This is a genomic window from Paenibacillus sp. ATY16 (assembly GCF_003399985.2).
Classification (GTDB): Bacteria; Bacillota; Bacilli; order Paenibacillales; family Paenibacillaceae; genus Pristimantibacillus; species Pristimantibacillus glycanilyticus.
The window spans coordinates 439,326-454,414 of sequence record NZ_NMOK02000004.1; the positions used below are offsets into that span (position 1 = coordinate 439,326).

The 15,089-nt window shown below is 54.7% G+C and carries 14 protein-coding genes and 1 riboswitch; of the genes, 8 read left to right on the forward strand and 6 right to left on the reverse strand.

The window, feature by feature from the left end:
• The first annotated feature begins 8 nt into the window (after positions 1-8).
• A complete protein-coding gene (locus tag CFI03_RS05050) occupies positions 9-1,871 on the forward strand; it encodes a glycosyltransferase (RefSeq protein WP_248756688.1) in 1,863 nt (620 codons plus the stop codon).
• A gap of 266 nt (positions 1,872-2,137) precedes the next feature.
• Here the strand turns inward: CFI03_RS05050 and CFI03_RS05055 are convergent, their stop codons facing one another.
• The 3 genes from CFI03_RS05055 to CFI03_RS05065 are packed head-to-tail and all read right to left on the reverse strand — an operon-like array spanning position 2,138 to position 5,258.
• The gene (locus CFI03_RS05055) at positions 2,138-3,304 is read right to left on the reverse strand and encodes a glycosyltransferase family 4 protein (RefSeq protein WP_248756689.1); all 1,167 of its coding nucleotides are present in this window, start codon (positions 3,302-3,304) and stop codon (positions 2,138-2,140) included.
• Entirely contained in the window at positions 3,297-4,049 is a 753-nt protein-coding gene (locus CFI03_RS05060; protein WP_248756690.1) for a glycosyltransferase, read from the reverse strand. Before CFI03_RS05060 ends, CFI03_RS05055 begins: the two co-directional genes overlap by 8 nt.
• Positions 4,050-4,052: 3 nt before the next feature.
• The gene (locus CFI03_RS05065; protein WP_248756691.1) at positions 4,053-5,258 is read right to left on the reverse strand and encodes a tetratricopeptide repeat protein; all 1,206 of its coding nucleotides are present in this window, start codon (positions 5,256-5,258) and stop codon (positions 4,053-4,055) included.
• A gap of 152 nt (positions 5,259-5,410) precedes the next feature.
• On the opposite strand from CFI03_RS05065, the gene CFI03_RS05070 reads away from it, so the two are divergent.
• The 7 genes from CFI03_RS05070 (at position 5,411) to CFI03_RS05100 (ending at position 13,602) form a co-directional block, all read left to right on the forward strand.
• Positions 5,411-6,784, forward strand: a complete 1,374-nt coding sequence (locus CFI03_RS05070; RefSeq protein WP_248756692.1) for a sodium-dependent transporter — start codon at positions 5,411-5,413, stop codon at positions 6,782-6,784.
• 98 nt (positions 6,785-6,882) lie between these two features.
• Positions 6,883-8,544, forward strand: coding sequence for a glutamine--tRNA ligase/YqeY domain fusion protein (locus CFI03_RS05075; protein WP_127497981.1), 1,662 nt, complete (start codon positions 6,883-6,885; stop codon positions 8,542-8,544).
• Positions 8,545-8,765: 221 nt separating this feature from the next.
• The gene (locus tag CFI03_RS05080; RefSeq protein WP_248756693.1) at positions 8,766-9,173 is read left to right on the forward strand and encodes an RDD family protein; all 408 of its coding nucleotides are present in this window, start codon (positions 8,766-8,768) and stop codon (positions 9,171-9,173) included.
• Positions 9,174-9,727: 554 nt separating this feature from the next.
• Complete coding sequence (locus CFI03_RS05085; protein WP_248756694.1) at positions 9,728-10,228, forward strand: GNAT family N-acetyltransferase; 501 nt, start codon at positions 9,728-9,730, stop codon at positions 10,226-10,228.
• An 80-nt stretch (positions 10,229-10,308) separates the two neighbouring features.
• A complete protein-coding gene (gene hisC, locus CFI03_RS05090) occupies positions 10,309-11,373 on the forward strand; it encodes a histidinol-phosphate transaminase (RefSeq protein ID WP_248756695.1) in 1,065 nt (354 codons plus the stop codon).
• Positions 11,373-11,795, forward strand: coding sequence for a hypothetical protein (locus CFI03_RS05095; RefSeq protein WP_248756696.1), 423 nt, complete (start codon positions 11,373-11,375; stop codon positions 11,793-11,795). Before hisC ends, CFI03_RS05095 begins: the two co-directional genes overlap by 1 nt.
• A gap of 127 nt (positions 11,796-11,922) precedes the next feature.
• A complete protein-coding gene (locus tag CFI03_RS05100; RefSeq protein ID WP_283094408.1) occupies positions 11,923-13,602 on the forward strand; it encodes a ribonuclease J in 1,680 nt (559 codons plus the stop codon).
• A gap of 116 nt (positions 13,603-13,718) precedes the next feature.
• On the opposite strand, the gene CFI03_RS05105 is transcribed toward CFI03_RS05100, so the two are convergent.
• The 3 genes from CFI03_RS05105 to CFI03_RS05115 all read right to left on the reverse strand — a co-directional run bounded on the left by CFI03_RS05105 (position 13,719) and on the right by CFI03_RS05115 (position 14,940).
• Positions 13,719-14,033 (reverse strand): DMT family transporter, encoded by a 315-nt coding sequence (locus tag CFI03_RS05105; protein WP_127497955.1) that lies wholly within the window; start codon positions 14,031-14,033, stop codon positions 13,719-13,721.
• Positions 14,030-14,386 (reverse strand): DMT family transporter, encoded by a 357-nt coding sequence (locus CFI03_RS05110; protein WP_248756697.1) that lies wholly within the window; start codon positions 14,384-14,386, stop codon positions 14,030-14,032. The genes CFI03_RS05105 and CFI03_RS05110 overlap by 4 nt, the downstream gene beginning before the upstream one ends.
• 79 nt (positions 14,387-14,465) lie before the next feature.
• Positions 14,466-14,568, reverse strand: a riboswitch (guanidine-I (ykkC/yxkD leader).
• 162 nt (positions 14,569-14,730) lie between these two features.
• Positions 14,731-14,940, reverse strand: a complete 210-nt coding sequence (locus CFI03_RS05115) for a hypothetical protein (protein ID WP_248756698.1) — start codon at positions 14,938-14,940, stop codon at positions 14,731-14,733.
• Positions 14,941-15,089 lie beyond the last annotated feature (149 nt).

The window sequence follows — 15,089 nt, forward strand, 5'->3', positions numbered from 1 at the left end:
GGGCCGGGATGGAAGAGAAGCTTCCGATATCGCTGTGCATGATTGTCCGGGACGAGGAATTATTCCTGCCGGATTGTCTGGCCGCGGCGGCTCCTTATTGCTCGGAGATCATAGTGGCGGATACGGGCTCGACAGACCGGACGGCAGACATAGCGGAAGCTTACGGTGCAAATGTGCTGCGGATTGCCTGGCAGGATGATTTTGCATTGGCCCGCAATGCGGCAATCCAGCAGGCCTCTCAGCCGTGGATTCTGGTGCTGGATGCGGATGAACGGCTTCTCCCGCTTCCCATGGAGGATTGGAGACGGCTGCTGCTGTCGGAAGAGCAATGCTACGGCTATTTAATAGAGATCAGAAGCAGGGTTGAAGGCATAGGCGGGGAGGAAGAGGTCTCGGACGCGGTCTGCCGGCTTTTCCGAAACGATCCGAGGATCCGGTTCTCCGGTGCTATTCACGAGGAAGCGGCAACGGCCGTCTCGGCCTGCGGAGAAGAAGCCCTGCGTTTTGCCCCGGTTGAAGTGCTTCATGAGGGGTACCGGCAGGCCGTTATGGTGAGACGCGGGAAGAAAGAGCGAAATAAAAGGATCTTGCTCGCTGCCCTGAACCGTGAACCGGAAAATCCGGTTCTGCGGTATGCGATGGGGACGGAGTATTTTACTTACGGGGACTGGGAGCGGGCGGCCGAATGGCTGGAGCCTATGGTGAACGGGGAAGAAGCGGCTGAAGACTCCGGCTATTTATCCGACATATGGCTGAAGCTGGTCCATGCGCTGCGGGCGCTTGGCAGGCTGGAGGAAGCGGAGCGGTATGCCCGGAGCGGGTTAACCAGGTACGGCGATTTTCCGGATTTGCATGAAGCTTACGCGGCGGTGCTGATGGAGATGGATCGGCCGGGCGAGGCCGGGTTGGTGCTGGAGCGGGCATGCTTGGCTGGCATACCGTCCGCGCGTTACTCTTCCGCCGCTGGCTCCGGGAGCTACCGGACGATGCTCGCCGCCGGTTATGCAGCGGAACGCAGCTATAACTGGGATCGGGCAGCCGAAGCCTATGCGGCAGCGCTTGAGGCTAATCCCGGCTATCGGCCGGCATGGGAAAGGCTGATTTTGCTCGGTACGCTTGATTCTGAATATAGAAGGCATTGGATGGCTGCTGCCGACCGCGCGGCAGCCACCGGCGATCATAGGCTTTGCCGCTTCATGCTGGAGCTGCTGGCTGACGCCGGACTGCAGCTTGAGCCCGAGGTAAGCGGCCGGCTGATGGAAGGACTGGCGGTGGGGGAAGCTTTTTGGAGCGGCTTGCTCGCCGCGCAGCAGGGCGATCCGTCCGCTGCCCGGCAGCGCTGGGCGCAGCTGCCGGATGCGTACCCAGGCAAGGGCGAGTATCTCGCCGCCCTTGCCTGGGTGGATCGCGGGCGGGCTGAGCCGCCGCCCGCCGGGCTTGCGCACGCGCTGCTCCGCGTGCGTGCCTGGCCCGCGTGGCTGCGGCTTTGCCCAACCGCGCCAGCGCCTATGGCGGCGCCGGTTCCCGCGGCGCCGCTGCAGTGGTGCGCGCTGCTAGGCGCAGCGCCGCCTGTGCCCGCGCTGGCCGCGGCACAGAGGCTGCGCACGACAGCGCAGCCCGGGGCGCCCGCGCGGCTTGCCGCGGGCGCATTGCACTTCGCCGCGGGCGACATGCCCGCCGCGGCGGCGCAGTTTGCGGCTGCGCGCGAAGCGGCCGCGCAGCCATGGGTCTCGCGAGCCGCAGCGGCGGGGCTCGCGGCAGCGCTGGCGGCGCGCGCCCGTGGCGCCGCGCAGGTCCCTGCGCTCGCAGCGCCCTTGCTCTGCGAGCGGGAGCTGATGCTGCGTGTAACCTCGGTACTATACAGCTTGTAAGCTCTTATGTTCCGTGCTATACAGCTTGCGAACCCTTGCGCATATGACTTCTTCCATTGCACGAAATACAGTGTAATTGGAATTTGCAGGTCCATTTACAGGTATATCCTGCGCTTTCTGCAGGATATTGCGCTAAAACCTACCTCAATTCGCCTATCTCTGAAGGTTATACTGCAAATTGCGCAGCGTATTCCGTAGAAACAGCCTAGATCGGCGAATATCCTGTACAACGTGCAACGTAGCAGGCAGGCGATAGCACTGAGCCATCAGCGCCTTTCCGCCTCTCTTTTCGCAAGCTGCGCAGTAATAATCGCCTTCCATTCGGCGAGCCAGCGCGATTGATCGAATGCGAGCGCCGCCCGCCGGGCGGCTGCGCCCAACCGGCGGCGCAATCGAGGCTGCTCGATCAGCTCGCTGACGGCCGCGGTGGCGGCTTCTGCCGAAGTTGGGATCAGGCGGCCGTTTACGCCGTTGACGATAAGATCGTTCAGCCCGCCGACATTGGTCGCGACAACGGGCAAGCCGCAGCTCATCGCCTCCAGGCAGGAGAGGGAGGTCCCTTCCGAGAACAACGTTGGGATGACCGCAATATCCGCTTGACGATAAGCCTCGCGGATCGTCTCGAACGTATATGTCCGGTGGAGGATGCGGTCGCGGTGAGGATGAGCCTCCTTCCATAAATAAAAGGCCGCCGCCATCATAGACCCGTCAATCAGCTCGCCGGCGAATTCCACGGTCAGAGCCGGGTACCGGCTCAGCAGTTCATCCGCCGACAGCATCATCGTAACAAGCCCCCGCTCAAAGCTTAGCCTTCTCGGGAAAAGCACCCGCAGCCCTTCCGCGGAAAGAGAAGCGCCACCTCTCCGGGGAACAAACCGCGTGGTATCCACGGGATTGGGAAGCAGGGTAATAACGGCCGGATCCTCATACTCGCACACCGCCCTGCAATACGTCTGAAAATGCGAATCGACCGACACCACGAGGTCCAATTGCCGAAGCGCCTGATTAATATGCCGGGCGATCGCCGCCTTCGTCTCGGCCGCAATGGAAGGAGTGTCCCAATTGATGCCGTGGCAGATGCCGATGCTTCCCGGGCGGTACCGGATCGGATGCCAGATGCAGCTGGCATAGATAAGCAGGCCTTCCGCGGATTCCGCCATCCGCTCGAAAGCCTCCGTAATCTTATCGGCTTCAAAAGGCCAGCCCCGTACCCGAACGCCTTCGTACATGGTGTCAAAAGCCTCGTAATACGTCATCTGATAAACAACCGGAGTGAGTCCAAGCTCCTTGATCGCCCGGCATAACATATGGACATACCGCTCCAGCCCGCCTCCGAACAACCGGGAATAATCCTGTCCGTAAGCGTTCAAATAGCTGTGGGTCAATATCGTCACCGTCTTTACGGCATTCGGCTTTGCCATCGTCTTACCCATCGCGGCGCTCCCTCTCCTGCCATCGGATCAGCCTTGGATTCGGATCGAGGATCGAAGCGTAGTGGCCGAGATTGCCCCATTGTCCCTGCGGGTCGAGCTTCATATAACGGTCGTATTTCGCCCGCCGCTCTTCGGTGCTTCCCGCCCACCCGTAATGCTTGATCCGAAGGTCGGTATCGAGGCCCGGCAATGCGTTATAGGTAAAAGGAAGGCGGGTGGCGTGATGCGCCCGTTTCGGATACGCATAATGGAAGCCGGGCAAGTAGCGGACAAGCGTCATCATAGGCCGCTGATGGAGATTCCACCAGTCGTCCTCCCGGTAGTGGGTGACCGAATCCCAGAAATCGTACATCCGGAAGGAAACGGTATCGTAGTCATCCTGGTTAATAAGCTCCCTCATGGCCGCTTTTGCGCAGTCCTCGTAAAATTCATCCGCGTCCACGGCCAGCAGCCAATCCGGCGAGGTTTCCTCCGCCGCCCGCCACAGCTGCTCGCGCAGCAGCCATTCTTTATGAAACAACGAATCCTTATTCCGTACCAGCTTCACAACCTTCCCGAACGATGCGGCAAGCTCCGGCGTATCGTCCGTGCTTCCGTCATCCACGATGACAATCTCGTCTACAAAGCCGGACAAATCCGCAAGGGCCGCTTCCAGATAACGTCCGGCTTCGTTGCGGACCTGCATGATGGCGGTCAATTTATTGCCCGTTATTTTTCTTCCGCCTTTTCCGAGACCGCTGGCCATTCTTTAGTCAGCCTCCTTATCTCCCCGTGTCAGCTCCCGCGCAACGCCATCCATAACCGCCAGGTCAATCATGCCGTTTAATTCCTCCTGCCTGTGCTCTCCTGCCTCCAGAAAGCAGTGGATGGCTTCATGCCGCTTGCCTTTAAGCAGAAGAGCCGTTCCTTGCAGACGCTGCCACTGCCGGCGGTCGCCCGCCGACCTGCGGAGCCCGTCGTTGCCGAGCAAGAGAGCGCTGTCTAACCGGCCCGTCGTAATGTAAGTAGCAGCAAGCAGCGCGCGGGCTTCCGGATCATCCGCAAGCGGCTCCAGCAGAGCTGCCGCTTTGCGGTAATCGTCATTCAGCCGGTATAGCTGGGCTTTGGCGAGCTCCCGCTTCCCGGCAGCCAGCCATCCGGATAATTGTTCGGCATTGCGCCATTCCGTTTCTCCTTGGGCGGTGTAGCCGTAGGTCCGTACGGCGTCCTGAACATGTCCCTGCTCCAGCTCGATGGCGGACAGGAACCGGTAGACGTTCTGAAGCGTATCCCTGCGGCCCTCGTGCAGCATTTGTTCGAAGGAGGCAAGCAGATGCTGTCGCGCGTATTCGGGTTCGCCGGTCAAATACCGGTAGACCGAATGGAAAAAGAGACCGTCTGCATAGCCGCTTGGCTTGCTGCCCGCCGCCTGCTCCTGCTCCTGCTTCCGAAGCAGCTCATTCCGCCAGTTGGCCCTATGACGCTGCTGGAGGCGGATAAGCATGTCGGACTCGAAGCCGTCGCTATGCCATTCCACCGCCTGCCGGGCGAACAGATCGGAGGTTTCGTCCATCCCGTCCATTAGAAAGACGCTGCCGCGGCGGAAGCACTGTTCCAGATAGAAGGCCTCCGTACCGGCCACGACAAGCGTGGCATACGCGCATAGCCAGGCGCGGCATTTGCTCCACAACTCTTCTTCATTAGATTCCGGTCCGGGCAGCATGGCAATAAGGCAGTGCGGCTTCAGCGGCACGGCAATATGCACCCAGGCGGGGTGCATAACAATAGCGGCGACGCTGCCCCATTCCACGTTATTCAGCTGCTCCAAGCCGAGAGACTCGATTCCGTTTGGAGCATCGTCGGCAAATGCCAGCAGCTTTCTTTTTGCGGCGAGCTCCTCCAGCCAGTCCTGAACGCCTGACGGAATTCCGCGCCAGCCGCCGGGAGGGAAGACGACAATCGGTTGTGCTGCCATGGCGCGATCACCATCCGTTCCACTCATTTGGTTCTTGTATGAACGTATGAAAAATAGTACGATAACCATTCCGGTTTTTTCTCGAACTGGGAGCAAATAATAGGTTTTAACGACATCTGGTGAAGACACAAGGAAAGAGGTAGGTTTGTAAGATGGTTGATCAAAACAAGAGTACGGCTGCTCCATCGCTTGCCGATGGGGAAGAGCGGTTCTCGAAATCAGGATTCATTTTCGCGGCGATCGGCAGTGCGGTTGGTCTCGGCAACATGTGGAAATTCCCTTATATCACCGGCAAATACGGCGGCGCGGCATTTTTCCTCATGTTTATTGTCTGCCTTCTCGCTGTTGGCCTGCCGGTCCTGATGGCCGAGCTTGCGATCGGCCGCGGCGGCCGCGGCAGCGTATCGACCTCCTTTAACCGGCTGACCAAGCAAAAGGGCTGGGGAGCGCTTGGATTTCTCATGATCGCAGCGCCATTTTTGATTTTATCGTTCTATTCCGTTGTCGCAGGCTGGACGATGTATTATGCGGTCCGGTCATTCTCGGGTCAGCTGTTTACGACGACGGATTACTCCGGCCAGTTCAATGCCTTCATCGGCAGCTGGCAGCCGGTATGGTGGATGCTTCTGGCGCTGGTGCTTACGGCGGCAGTTATTATTAAAGGCGTGTCGGCCGGGATTGAGAAGTTTAACAAGATCCTTATTCCGGGCCTTGTTATTTTGCTTCTGGTCCTCGTTGTCCGCGCTTTGACGCTTGACGGGGCAGGAGAGGGCGTATCGTTCTTCCTTAGTCCGGATTTCAGCAAGCTGACGGCCGAATCGGCCCTGGTTGCGCTAGGACATGCGTTCTTCTCCCTTTCCCTTGGCATGGGAACAATGATTACGTACGGTGCTTATGTGGACAAGAGACAGTCGCTTGGCGCGGGCACGATGGCGATTGGCCTAGGCGATCTGTTGTATGCCTTCCTGGCAGGCTTGATTATTTTCCCTACGTCCTTTGCATTCGGGATCGAGCCAGGCCAAGGGCCGGGTCTTGTGTTTGTGGCGTTGCCGGCTGCTTTTGCAGCGATGCCGCTCGGCAGTCTTTTTGGCGGATTATTCTTTATCCTTCTTGCGGTTGCCTCGTTAACTTCGACAGTTGGTCTCCTGGAAGTGCCGGTTGCCTTTATTCGCGAGCGGTATGGCTGGAGCCGCGGGCTTGCGGTAACGGTGATTACGGTGCTTCTCTTCCTGGTTGGCATCCCTTCGGCCGTGTCGGTAGGCGGGGCGGTAAGCGGACTGGATTTCGGGGGCAAGACGTTTTTCGACTGGATGGATTTCGTCTGCTCGAACATCATGCTGCCGCTTGGCGGCCTGATCGTGACGATCTTTGTGGGCTGGGTTTGGAAAAACGCGGCCGAAGAAGCGGGGCTTACGGCGGCGTGGTTTCGGATCTGGTTGTTTATGGTGCGTTATATCGCCCCGATACTCGTCGTTCTGGTTCTGCTCTATTCCGCCGGCGCACTGGACTTTTTATTTAAAGGATAGTGTTTCTCCCTAGCAGTAGACAGTGTATTTTCTCGTAATTTTGTGTATGATAGGAAGATCATTAATTACGGGAAAGGTTGGTCGCCGTGGAAAACACAGTGGAGAATAAGGTATCATCCTCTAACTTTATCAAAAACATCGTCGTCGAAGATTTGAAAGAAGGCCACGTGCAGGAAATCGTGACCCGCTTTCCGCCGGAGCCTAACGGATATTTGCACATCGGACATGCCAAGTCGATCTGCTTGAACTTCGAGCTTGCCGATGAATTCAAAGGACGGACAAATCTGCGTTTCGACGATACGAATCCGGTAAAGGAAGATACGGAATACGTAGAGTCGATTAAGGAAGATGTACGCTGGCTCGGCTTTGACTGGGATGATCTTCGTTTTGCATCCGACTACTTCGAAGAATTGTACAACCGCGCCGTTCTGTTGATCCGCAAAGGGAAAGCCTACGTGTGCGACCTGACTGCCGAGCAGATCCGCGAGACGCGCGGCACGCTGACGCAGCCCGGGCAAGACAGCCCTTACCGCGGCCGCACGGTCGAGGAGAATCTTGATCTGTTCGCTAGAATGCGGGCAGGCGAATTCAAGGACGGCGAGAAGGTGCTGCGCGCGAAGATCGACATGGCTTCGCCGAATATCAACTTCCGCGACCCGGTTCTGTACCGGATTGCCCATGCGCACCATCACCGCACGGGAGACGCGTGGTGCATCTACCCGATGTACGACTACGCGCATCCGATCAGCGACGCGATTGAAGGCATTACGCATTCGATCTGTACGCTGGAGTTCGCGGACCATCGTCCGCTGTACGACTGGACCATCGCGGAATGCGAAATGGTTGACGTGCCGAAGCAATACGAGTTCGCCCGTCTGAACATTACGAATACCGTGATGAGCAAAAGAAAGCTGAAAGCGCTCGTGGACGAAGGCGTCGTTACCGGCTGGGACGACCCTCGCATGCCGACGATCAGCGGTCTGCGCCGCAAGGGCTATACGCCGGAAGCGATCCGCGCGTTCTGCCGCGAGATTGGCGTAGCCAAGGCGAACAGCACGGTCGACGAGCGGATGCTGGAGCATTTCATCCGGGAAGACCTGAAGCTGAAGGCGCTTCGCACGATGGCCGTATTGCAGCCGCTGAAGGTTGTTATTACGAACTATCCGGAAGGCCAAGTCGAGATGCTTGAAGCGGAGAACAATGCCGAGAACGAGGAAATGGGCACGCGCCAAATTCCGTTCTCCCGCGAAATCTATATCGAACAGGACGATTTCATGGAGAATCCTCCCGCGAAATATTTCCGTCTGTTCCCTGGCAACGAAGTGCGTCTGAAGCATGCTTACTTCATTACGTGCCAGGAAGTCATCAAGGATGCGGACGGCAACGTGATCGAGCTGCGCTGTACGTACGATCCGGCTACCAAGAGCGGTTCGGGCTTTAATGCCCGCAAAGTAAAAGGCACGATTCATTGGGTCGAAGCCTCGCAAGCCGTGCCGGCGGACTTCCGTCTGTACGAGCCGCTTATTACTAGCGAAGCCGAAGAGGAAGGCAAGCCGTTCCTCGAATGCATCAATCCGAACAATCAGCAAGTGCTGCAAGGCTTTGTTGAGCCGAACATGAAGGATGCGAAGAGCCATGACAAGTTCCAGTTCTTCCGCCACGGCTACTTCAATGTGGATCCGAAGGATTCGACGGGAGAGAAGCTGGTATTCAACCGGATTGTCTCGCTGAAGAGCTCGTTTGATCCGTCCAAAGCTTAAATAATCGCCATAGGCTGAGCAGGCCGGGCTGTCCTTACGGGATAGTCCGGCTTTTCTTTGAATTTATAAAAATGGTAAATAGAAGGAAAATGTAGAATGATGGCGAACTTTCTTGTGAACCGTCTGGTCCGGGCTTTAAGCGGGAGTCATAAGCCCATATAGGTGGTAATAGGCTAAAGAAAGCCTATAAGCCAACAGAGAAAAAAATAGGGAGGAACAACATGGATACTTATTACCGCGCAGGATTCTGGAGACGTTTGGGCGCCAATATTTTGGACGGCCTTATTATCGGCATTCCGCTTACCATTCTGGCCTTTATCATTTCGGGCGAGAGGGAGAATTCGTTTACGAACATTATTTCTTTCCTGTATTCCTTGCTGATTCCGGTTCTGTGGAACGGCTACACGATCGGGAAAAAGATTTGCGGCATTCAGATCCGCCGCCTGGACGGCAGGCCGCCGGGCATCGGCACGATGCTGCTGCGCAATGTCGTGGGCGGACTCGTCTATGCCGTAACCATTGGCATCGCCGCGGTTGTCAGCGCGTTTATGGTCGGCTTGCGCGAAGACAAACGCGCCATTCACGATTTTATCGCGGGCACGGTTGTTGTTCACGACGGGGACGAGTAAATCGTTATGCAAGCCCTTAAGGCCCCTTGGGGACCTTAAGGGCTTTGTTTTTGCCTTCGTAATACCTGATAAGGTCCCTAAAGGGCCTTAATTACGCGAGAGGCAGGGTTTTTGGTTTAATTTTGAGAGATCGTCAAGCCCTTAAGGCCCTCCGGGGGCCTTAAGGGCTTTGCTTTTCCCATTGTAGTGCCCAATAAGGTCCCTAAAGGGCCTTAATTACGCGAGAGGCAGGTTTTTGGTCTAATTTTGAGAGATCGTCAAGCCCTTAAGGCCCCTTGGGGACCTTAAGGGCTTTGTTTTTGCCTTCATAATGCCCAATAAGGTCCCTAAAGGGCCTTAACCGCGCAGCAAAAACGAATTTATTGTTAAATTTTGAAAAGATCGGTCTAGCTCTTAAGGTTTCTGCGAGACCTTAAACTGTGAAACTAGCGGAAGGTAGAGTTCTAGGCTGGTTTTTAGAGGGTAGGAAAGGTTAAATTATTTACACGTGCGCAAAAATCGTACAGGCTGTACAATCAAATAAAGGAAACATGAGGTCAAGGAGAGAACTAGTTATGAACAATGATTTTACGATCCGAGATGCCGGGGTAGAGGATCTGCCCCGCATCGTCGAAATATACAACTCTACTATCGCATCCCGCCAGGTAACGGCTGATCTGGAGCCCGTATCGGTGGAGAGCAGAATGAGATGGTATGACGAGCATTCACCGGATTTTCGCCCGTTATGGGTGCTGGAGGAAGACGGAAAAATGATAGCGTGGCTGAGCTTCCAATCGTTCTATGGACGCCCGGCTTACAACGCAACGGCCGAGATCAGCATTTATATCGATCAGGAATACCGCGCGCGCGGTATCGGCTCGTTCCTGATTCAGAAGGCGCTTGAAGCAAGCCCGGGACTTGGTCTTCGCACGCTGCTCGGATTTGTATTTGGCCACAATGAGCCTAGCCTTGCCCTGCTGCGGAAATTTGGCTTCGAAGAGTGGGCGAACCTGCCGAAGGTAGCCGAGCTTGACGGGGTAGAGCGGGATTTGATTATTGTCGGACGCAAGATTTAATGACGACTAATTTGGTGATTCCTGCCAAATGATTTATGCTGGAAGCAATAGGATGAAAAGACGACAGGGGAGAATGAACATTGAGCAAGTTTTGGAGTCCGCTTACGGCTTCTTTAGTCCCTTATGTTCCCGGGGAGCAGCCGAAGGACAAAAAATACATTAAGCTGAACACCAACGAAAACCCGTATCCGCCTTCGCCTCAAGTGCTGGAGGCCATCCGGTCGGTAACAAATGATGATTTGAGGCTTTATCCCGATCCAACCTGCGATGCGCTTGTCCGCAAAATCGCCGAATATTTCGATGTTGCTCCGAATCAAATATTCGTAGGCAACGGTTCCGACGAAGTGCTTGCTTTTGCTTTCGCGGCATTCTTTAATCCGGCCAAACCGGTCGCGTTCGCGGACATTACATACAGCTTCTATAAGGTGTATGCGGAGTTCTACCAGCTGAAGGCGGACATTATTCCGCTGGGCGAGCAGTTCAAGCTGCCGGTTGACGAATTCAGCGGCCGGGATACCGGAGGCATTGTTATTCCGAACCCGAATGCGCCAACGGCTATGCTGATCTCGCTTGACGATATCCGTACGTTGCTTGCGCAAAACCCCGATCAGGTTGTTCTGATTGACGAGGCGTATATCGATTTCGGCGGCGAGTCGGCGGCAAAGCTGGTGAACGAATATCCGAATCTGCTCGTCGTTCAGACGCTATCGAAGTCCCGCTCGCTTGCGGGTCTGCGGGTAGGCTGGGCGCTGGGCAGCGAAGAGCTGATCGACGGGCTGAACCGCGTTAAAAATTCGTTCAACTCCTATACGCTTGACCGCCTTGCGCTTGCGGGCGCGGTAGCGGCGTTTGAGGACGAGGCTTATTTCCTGGAGACCACGGCGAAGGTAATCGCGACGCGCGAAGCGGTGACGAAGGAATTGAAAGAGCTGGGCTTTATCGTAACCGACTCGGCGGCGAACTTTGTCTTCATCTCCCATCCGGAGCATGCGGCAGAGGTTCTGTTCCAGCAGCTGCGCGAACGCGGCGTGCTTGTCCGGTATTTCAAACAGCCACGAATTGATCAATATTTGCGCGTAACGGTTGGCACGGACGAAGAGATGGCTGTTTTTGTAGAGGCACTCAAGGAGATCATTAAGCGATAATGAGGCCGCAGGTAAAACCCGGCTATCAACGGGCTGCATTTTTCGTTGTTCTCTTAAGCGTTATTTATGCGGTAATCGGGAATACTTTTTTTCAACTGGCCTATCGCTATAGTGCCGCTATAGATGAGGCTTACATCGTTTTTGCAATAACATCGGCAGTATACGCGTTGCCTGTTATATGGTGTTTTCGCCGAAAATATTGGTATTTTGCTTTGTTTATCCCTGTTATTTGGGTGCCGATGCTGATGATTACCGGTTATCTGATGGGGGCGGTTTTTCCGCTTCCGGAGGATGATTATGGCGCAGGCATGCTGCTATTGTTCATACACGGATTGAATTTGGCAGCGGTAGTACTGGGCGTGGCGCTTGGATTAACCGTGAACGCGGCGATTGCGGCTTGGAGGAAGTTCAGCAGGGTATAAAAAGGCTATTTAAGCCTATTTCCATTTTGTTATTTTTTCGTGCTATAATGGTGGCAAGTGACTGGTTCGGATTTTTATGTTTGGAGTATAACAATCGTCGTCAGTCTTATAAATAGGAGGATTATTTTTGAATAACCATAAAACGGATAAGAAACTAACCATTTTTGCCTTAGGCGGCGTAGGCGAAATTGGCAAGAACATGTACGCGGTACAATACGCGAACGACATTATTGTAATTGATTGCGGTTCCAAATTCCCGGATGAGGAGCTTCTCGGTATCGACATCATCGTGCCGGACATCACGTACCTCATCGAGAACAAGGACAAGGTTAGAGCCTTGCTCATCACGCACGGCCATGAGGACCATATTGGCGGGTTGCCGTATATCCTGAAGCAGCTGAGCATGCCGGTCTATGCAAGCCGTCTTACGATGGGATTGATCGAAGGAAAGCTGAAGGAAGCCGGACTGCTCGGATCGACGGAGCGGCATTTGATTCATTCCGATTCCGAGCTCAAGCTGGGTTCGATGAAGGCGTCGTTCTTCAAGACGAACCACAGTATTCCGGATTCCCTCGGCGTCGTGCTGGATACACCGGAAGGCGTCGTTGTCCATACGGGCGACTTCAAGTTCGACCAAACACCGGTAGGCGATTATCACGCAGACATTCACCGGATGGCCGAGATTGGGAAAAAAGGTGTCCTCGCTTTGCTGTCGGAGAGCACAAACGCCGAACGTCCAGGCTTTACGCCATCGGAACGGATCGTCGGCGCTAACTTCATTGATGCTTTCCGCAAAGCGGAACGCCGCGTGATCGTCTCTACCTTCGCCTCGAACGTGCACCGTCTGCAGCAGGTTGTGGATGCAGCGGCGGCATCGGGACGGAAGCTGGCGATTATCGGGCGCAGCATGGTCAACATGATTACGATTGCTTCGGAGCTGGGCTATCTCGATATCCCGGACGGCATGCTAATCGAGACGAACGAAGTGAACCGCTATGCGGATAATCAAGTCGTTATTCTTTGCACAGGCAGCCAAGGCGAGCCCATGTCCGCTCTTACGCGGATGGCCCGTTCGAATCACCGTCAGGTAGAGATTCTGGAAGGCGATACGGTTATTATTTCGGCAACGCCAATCCCAGGCAATGAACGCAGCATCGGACGCACGGTGGACGAGCTGTTCCGTCTCGGAGCGAATGTCATTTACGGCTCCGGCACGCAAACAGGCATGCACGTATCTGGCCACGGCAGCCAGGAAGAGCTGAAGCTGATGCTTCAATTGATGGCTCCAAAGTATTTCATCCCGATTCACGGGGAATACCGGATGCAGCTTCATCATAAGAAGCTGGCTGAAGCCGTTGGCGTAGAGCAAGGCAATACCTTCATCGTGGATAACGGTGAAATCGTGGAAATCGTAAACGGCGATGCACGCAAATCCGGCAAAGTGCCGGCTGGCAATACGTATATCGACGGACTTGGTATCGGAGACGTTGGCAATATTGTACTTCGTGACCGCAAGCACCTGTCCCAGGACGGCATTCTTGTTGTTGTAGTAACCATCAGCAAGCAGGACAAGACGATCAAATCGGGACCGGATATCATTTCCCGCGGCTTCGTCTATGTACGGGAGTCGGAAGGACTGCTTGAGGAAGCAGGCAGAATTGTAACTAGAACGATTACGAAATCCATCAGCGATAACGTAAACCAATGGACAACACTTAAATCAAACGTAAAAGACGCGCTTGGACGATTCTTATATGAACAAACGAAAAGAAAGCCGATGATCCTTCCTATCATCATGGAAGTGTAATCGGCACCTAACCAGTCCACTTCTTTTTGTTTAGTGAGCCGATATATACACGCAAGGGGCTGTCCCGTTAGCTGATAAAGCTGCGGGACAGCCCCTTGCTTTCGTTCCAACCGCAATTAGGCCACCAGCTTGAGGCCAACTACGGCCCCGATAATGAGGGTGATAAAGAGGATCCGGAGCATGTTTTTAGGCTCTCCGTACAGAACCATGCCAAGAATTGCACCGCCTGTAGCGCCAATCCCCGTCCAAATGGCATAAGCGATACTCATCTCGAGCGTTTGCATCGCGTAGGACAAGCAGACAAAGCTCATGCCAAAGCCAATTAGCAGAAGCGCGATGTTTTTCACGCTTTTCTTCTCATTGACCTTATTCATCATAACGACGCCCAGCATTTCGAATAGACCCGCGCAGATCAAGGCTAACCAGTTCATTTGGAGGATGCTCCTTTCTTCTCGCCCGCACTTCCGTGCTCCGGCGTAATAAGCTTAAGACCGATAATGCCAATCAAAAGAAGGACGATAAACAACAATTTAGCCGCATGCAGCGGATGCCCGAAAAAGACCGATTCCGATATAACCGTACCGGTCGTGCCAAGTCCTACAAAAACGGCATATACCGTGCCGACGGGAAGCTCTCCGCTAGCTTTGATAAGCAGGACAAAGCTGAGCACAATCGCGATAAACGTCCCCGCCCAGCTCCAGACATGGTCCGCATGCTTGAGGCCGGTGACCCACATGACTTCGAAAATTGCAGCAACATAAACTTGCAACCATTGCTTTTTCATGAAAATTCTTCCCCCTTACATGTGATGTAATATTTAAAAAGACAAAAATAAAACCCGGGAGTACACTGCTGGCGCAGGCGACTCCCAGGTTTTTATCCTTCCGTGATCACAGCTATCGCTGTGAGTTTTCCCTCGGACCAGACCTAAGCCTCTCGCTTAGCGGAACCCTAGAAAACCACTAACCTGTATTATACACACTTCCCCCCGAAGATCAAGGCTCTGAAAAAAGGATAAAAAATGGCGGCACCCGGACAGAGGAGCCGCAGTCTCAAGGGGACTGGGGCTTGCTTCGGTACGGGTGCAGCCTACGAAAACCTGCGGATTGCGGCTGAATCAAAAGCTTATCAGGAATGCTCGGCATCGAATGAAGCCGCAAGCTCCTTGGCGCGTGCTTCATCGTTGCTGCGTACATGAATCCGTTTTAAAGAGCCATCCAGGGTTACCTTTGATTTTAAACCGTTAACTTTGAAATACGCATGCAGCCTGTCGATTTCATCAGCCCGGGATCCGGCCTCAGTCCGGAAGGCAGTCCATCGGTTCCACCACAGCACCATCCCCAACACACCTCCTTCGCCTGCTGATTCGCCATTCCGTACATATGTATTCGCCTCTCCCACCATCATGACAGGTTTGTTGGGAACATCCCGCTAATTATTCGATAGCGGCTTAATTGTTCATAGGGGAAGATCAATGGTAAAATAGG

What these genes read in the sequence shown, in the direction of transcription:
- CFI03_RS05050 (WP_248756688.1), top strand. Translation starts at nt 9, where the DNA reads ATGGAAGAGAAGCTTCCGATATCGCTGTGCATGATTGTCCGGGACGAG.
- CFI03_RS05055 (WP_248756689.1), bottom strand. Translation starts at nt 3,304, where the DNA reads ATGGGTAAGACGATGGCAAAGCCGAATGCCGTAAAGACGGTGACGATA.
- CFI03_RS05060 (WP_248756690.1), bottom strand. Translation starts at nt 4,049, where the DNA reads ATGGCCAGCGGTCTCGGAAAAGGCGGAAGAAAAATAACGGGCAATAAA.
- CFI03_RS05065 (WP_248756691.1), bottom strand. Translation starts at nt 5,258, where the DNA reads ATGGCAGCACAACCGATTGTCGTCTTCCCTCCCGGCGGCTGGCGCGGA.
- CFI03_RS05070 (WP_248756692.1), top strand. Translation starts at nt 5,411, where the DNA reads ATGGTTGATCAAAACAAGAGTACGGCTGCTCCATCGCTTGCCGATGGG.
- CFI03_RS05080 (WP_248756693.1), top strand. Translation starts at nt 8,766, where the DNA reads ATGGATACTTATTACCGCGCAGGATTCTGGAGACGTTTGGGCGCCAAT.
- CFI03_RS05085 (WP_248756694.1), top strand. Translation starts at nt 9,728, where the DNA reads ATGAACAATGATTTTACGATCCGAGATGCCGGGGTAGAGGATCTGCCC.
- CFI03_RS05095 (WP_248756696.1), top strand. Translation starts at nt 11,373, where the DNA reads ATGAGGCCGCAGGTAAAACCCGGCTATCAACGGGCTGCATTTTTCGTT.
- CFI03_RS05105 (WP_127497955.1), bottom strand. Translation starts at nt 14,033, where the DNA reads ATGAACTGGTTAGCCTTGATCTGCGCGGGTCTATTCGAAATGCTGGGC.
- CFI03_RS05110 (WP_248756697.1), bottom strand. Translation starts at nt 14,386, where the DNA reads ATGAAAAAGCAATGGTTGCAAGTTTATGTTGCTGCAATTTTCGAAGTC.
- CFI03_RS05115 (WP_248756698.1), bottom strand. Translation starts at nt 14,940, where the DNA reads ATGGTGCTGTGGTGGAACCGATGGACTGCCTTCCGGACTGAGGCCGGA.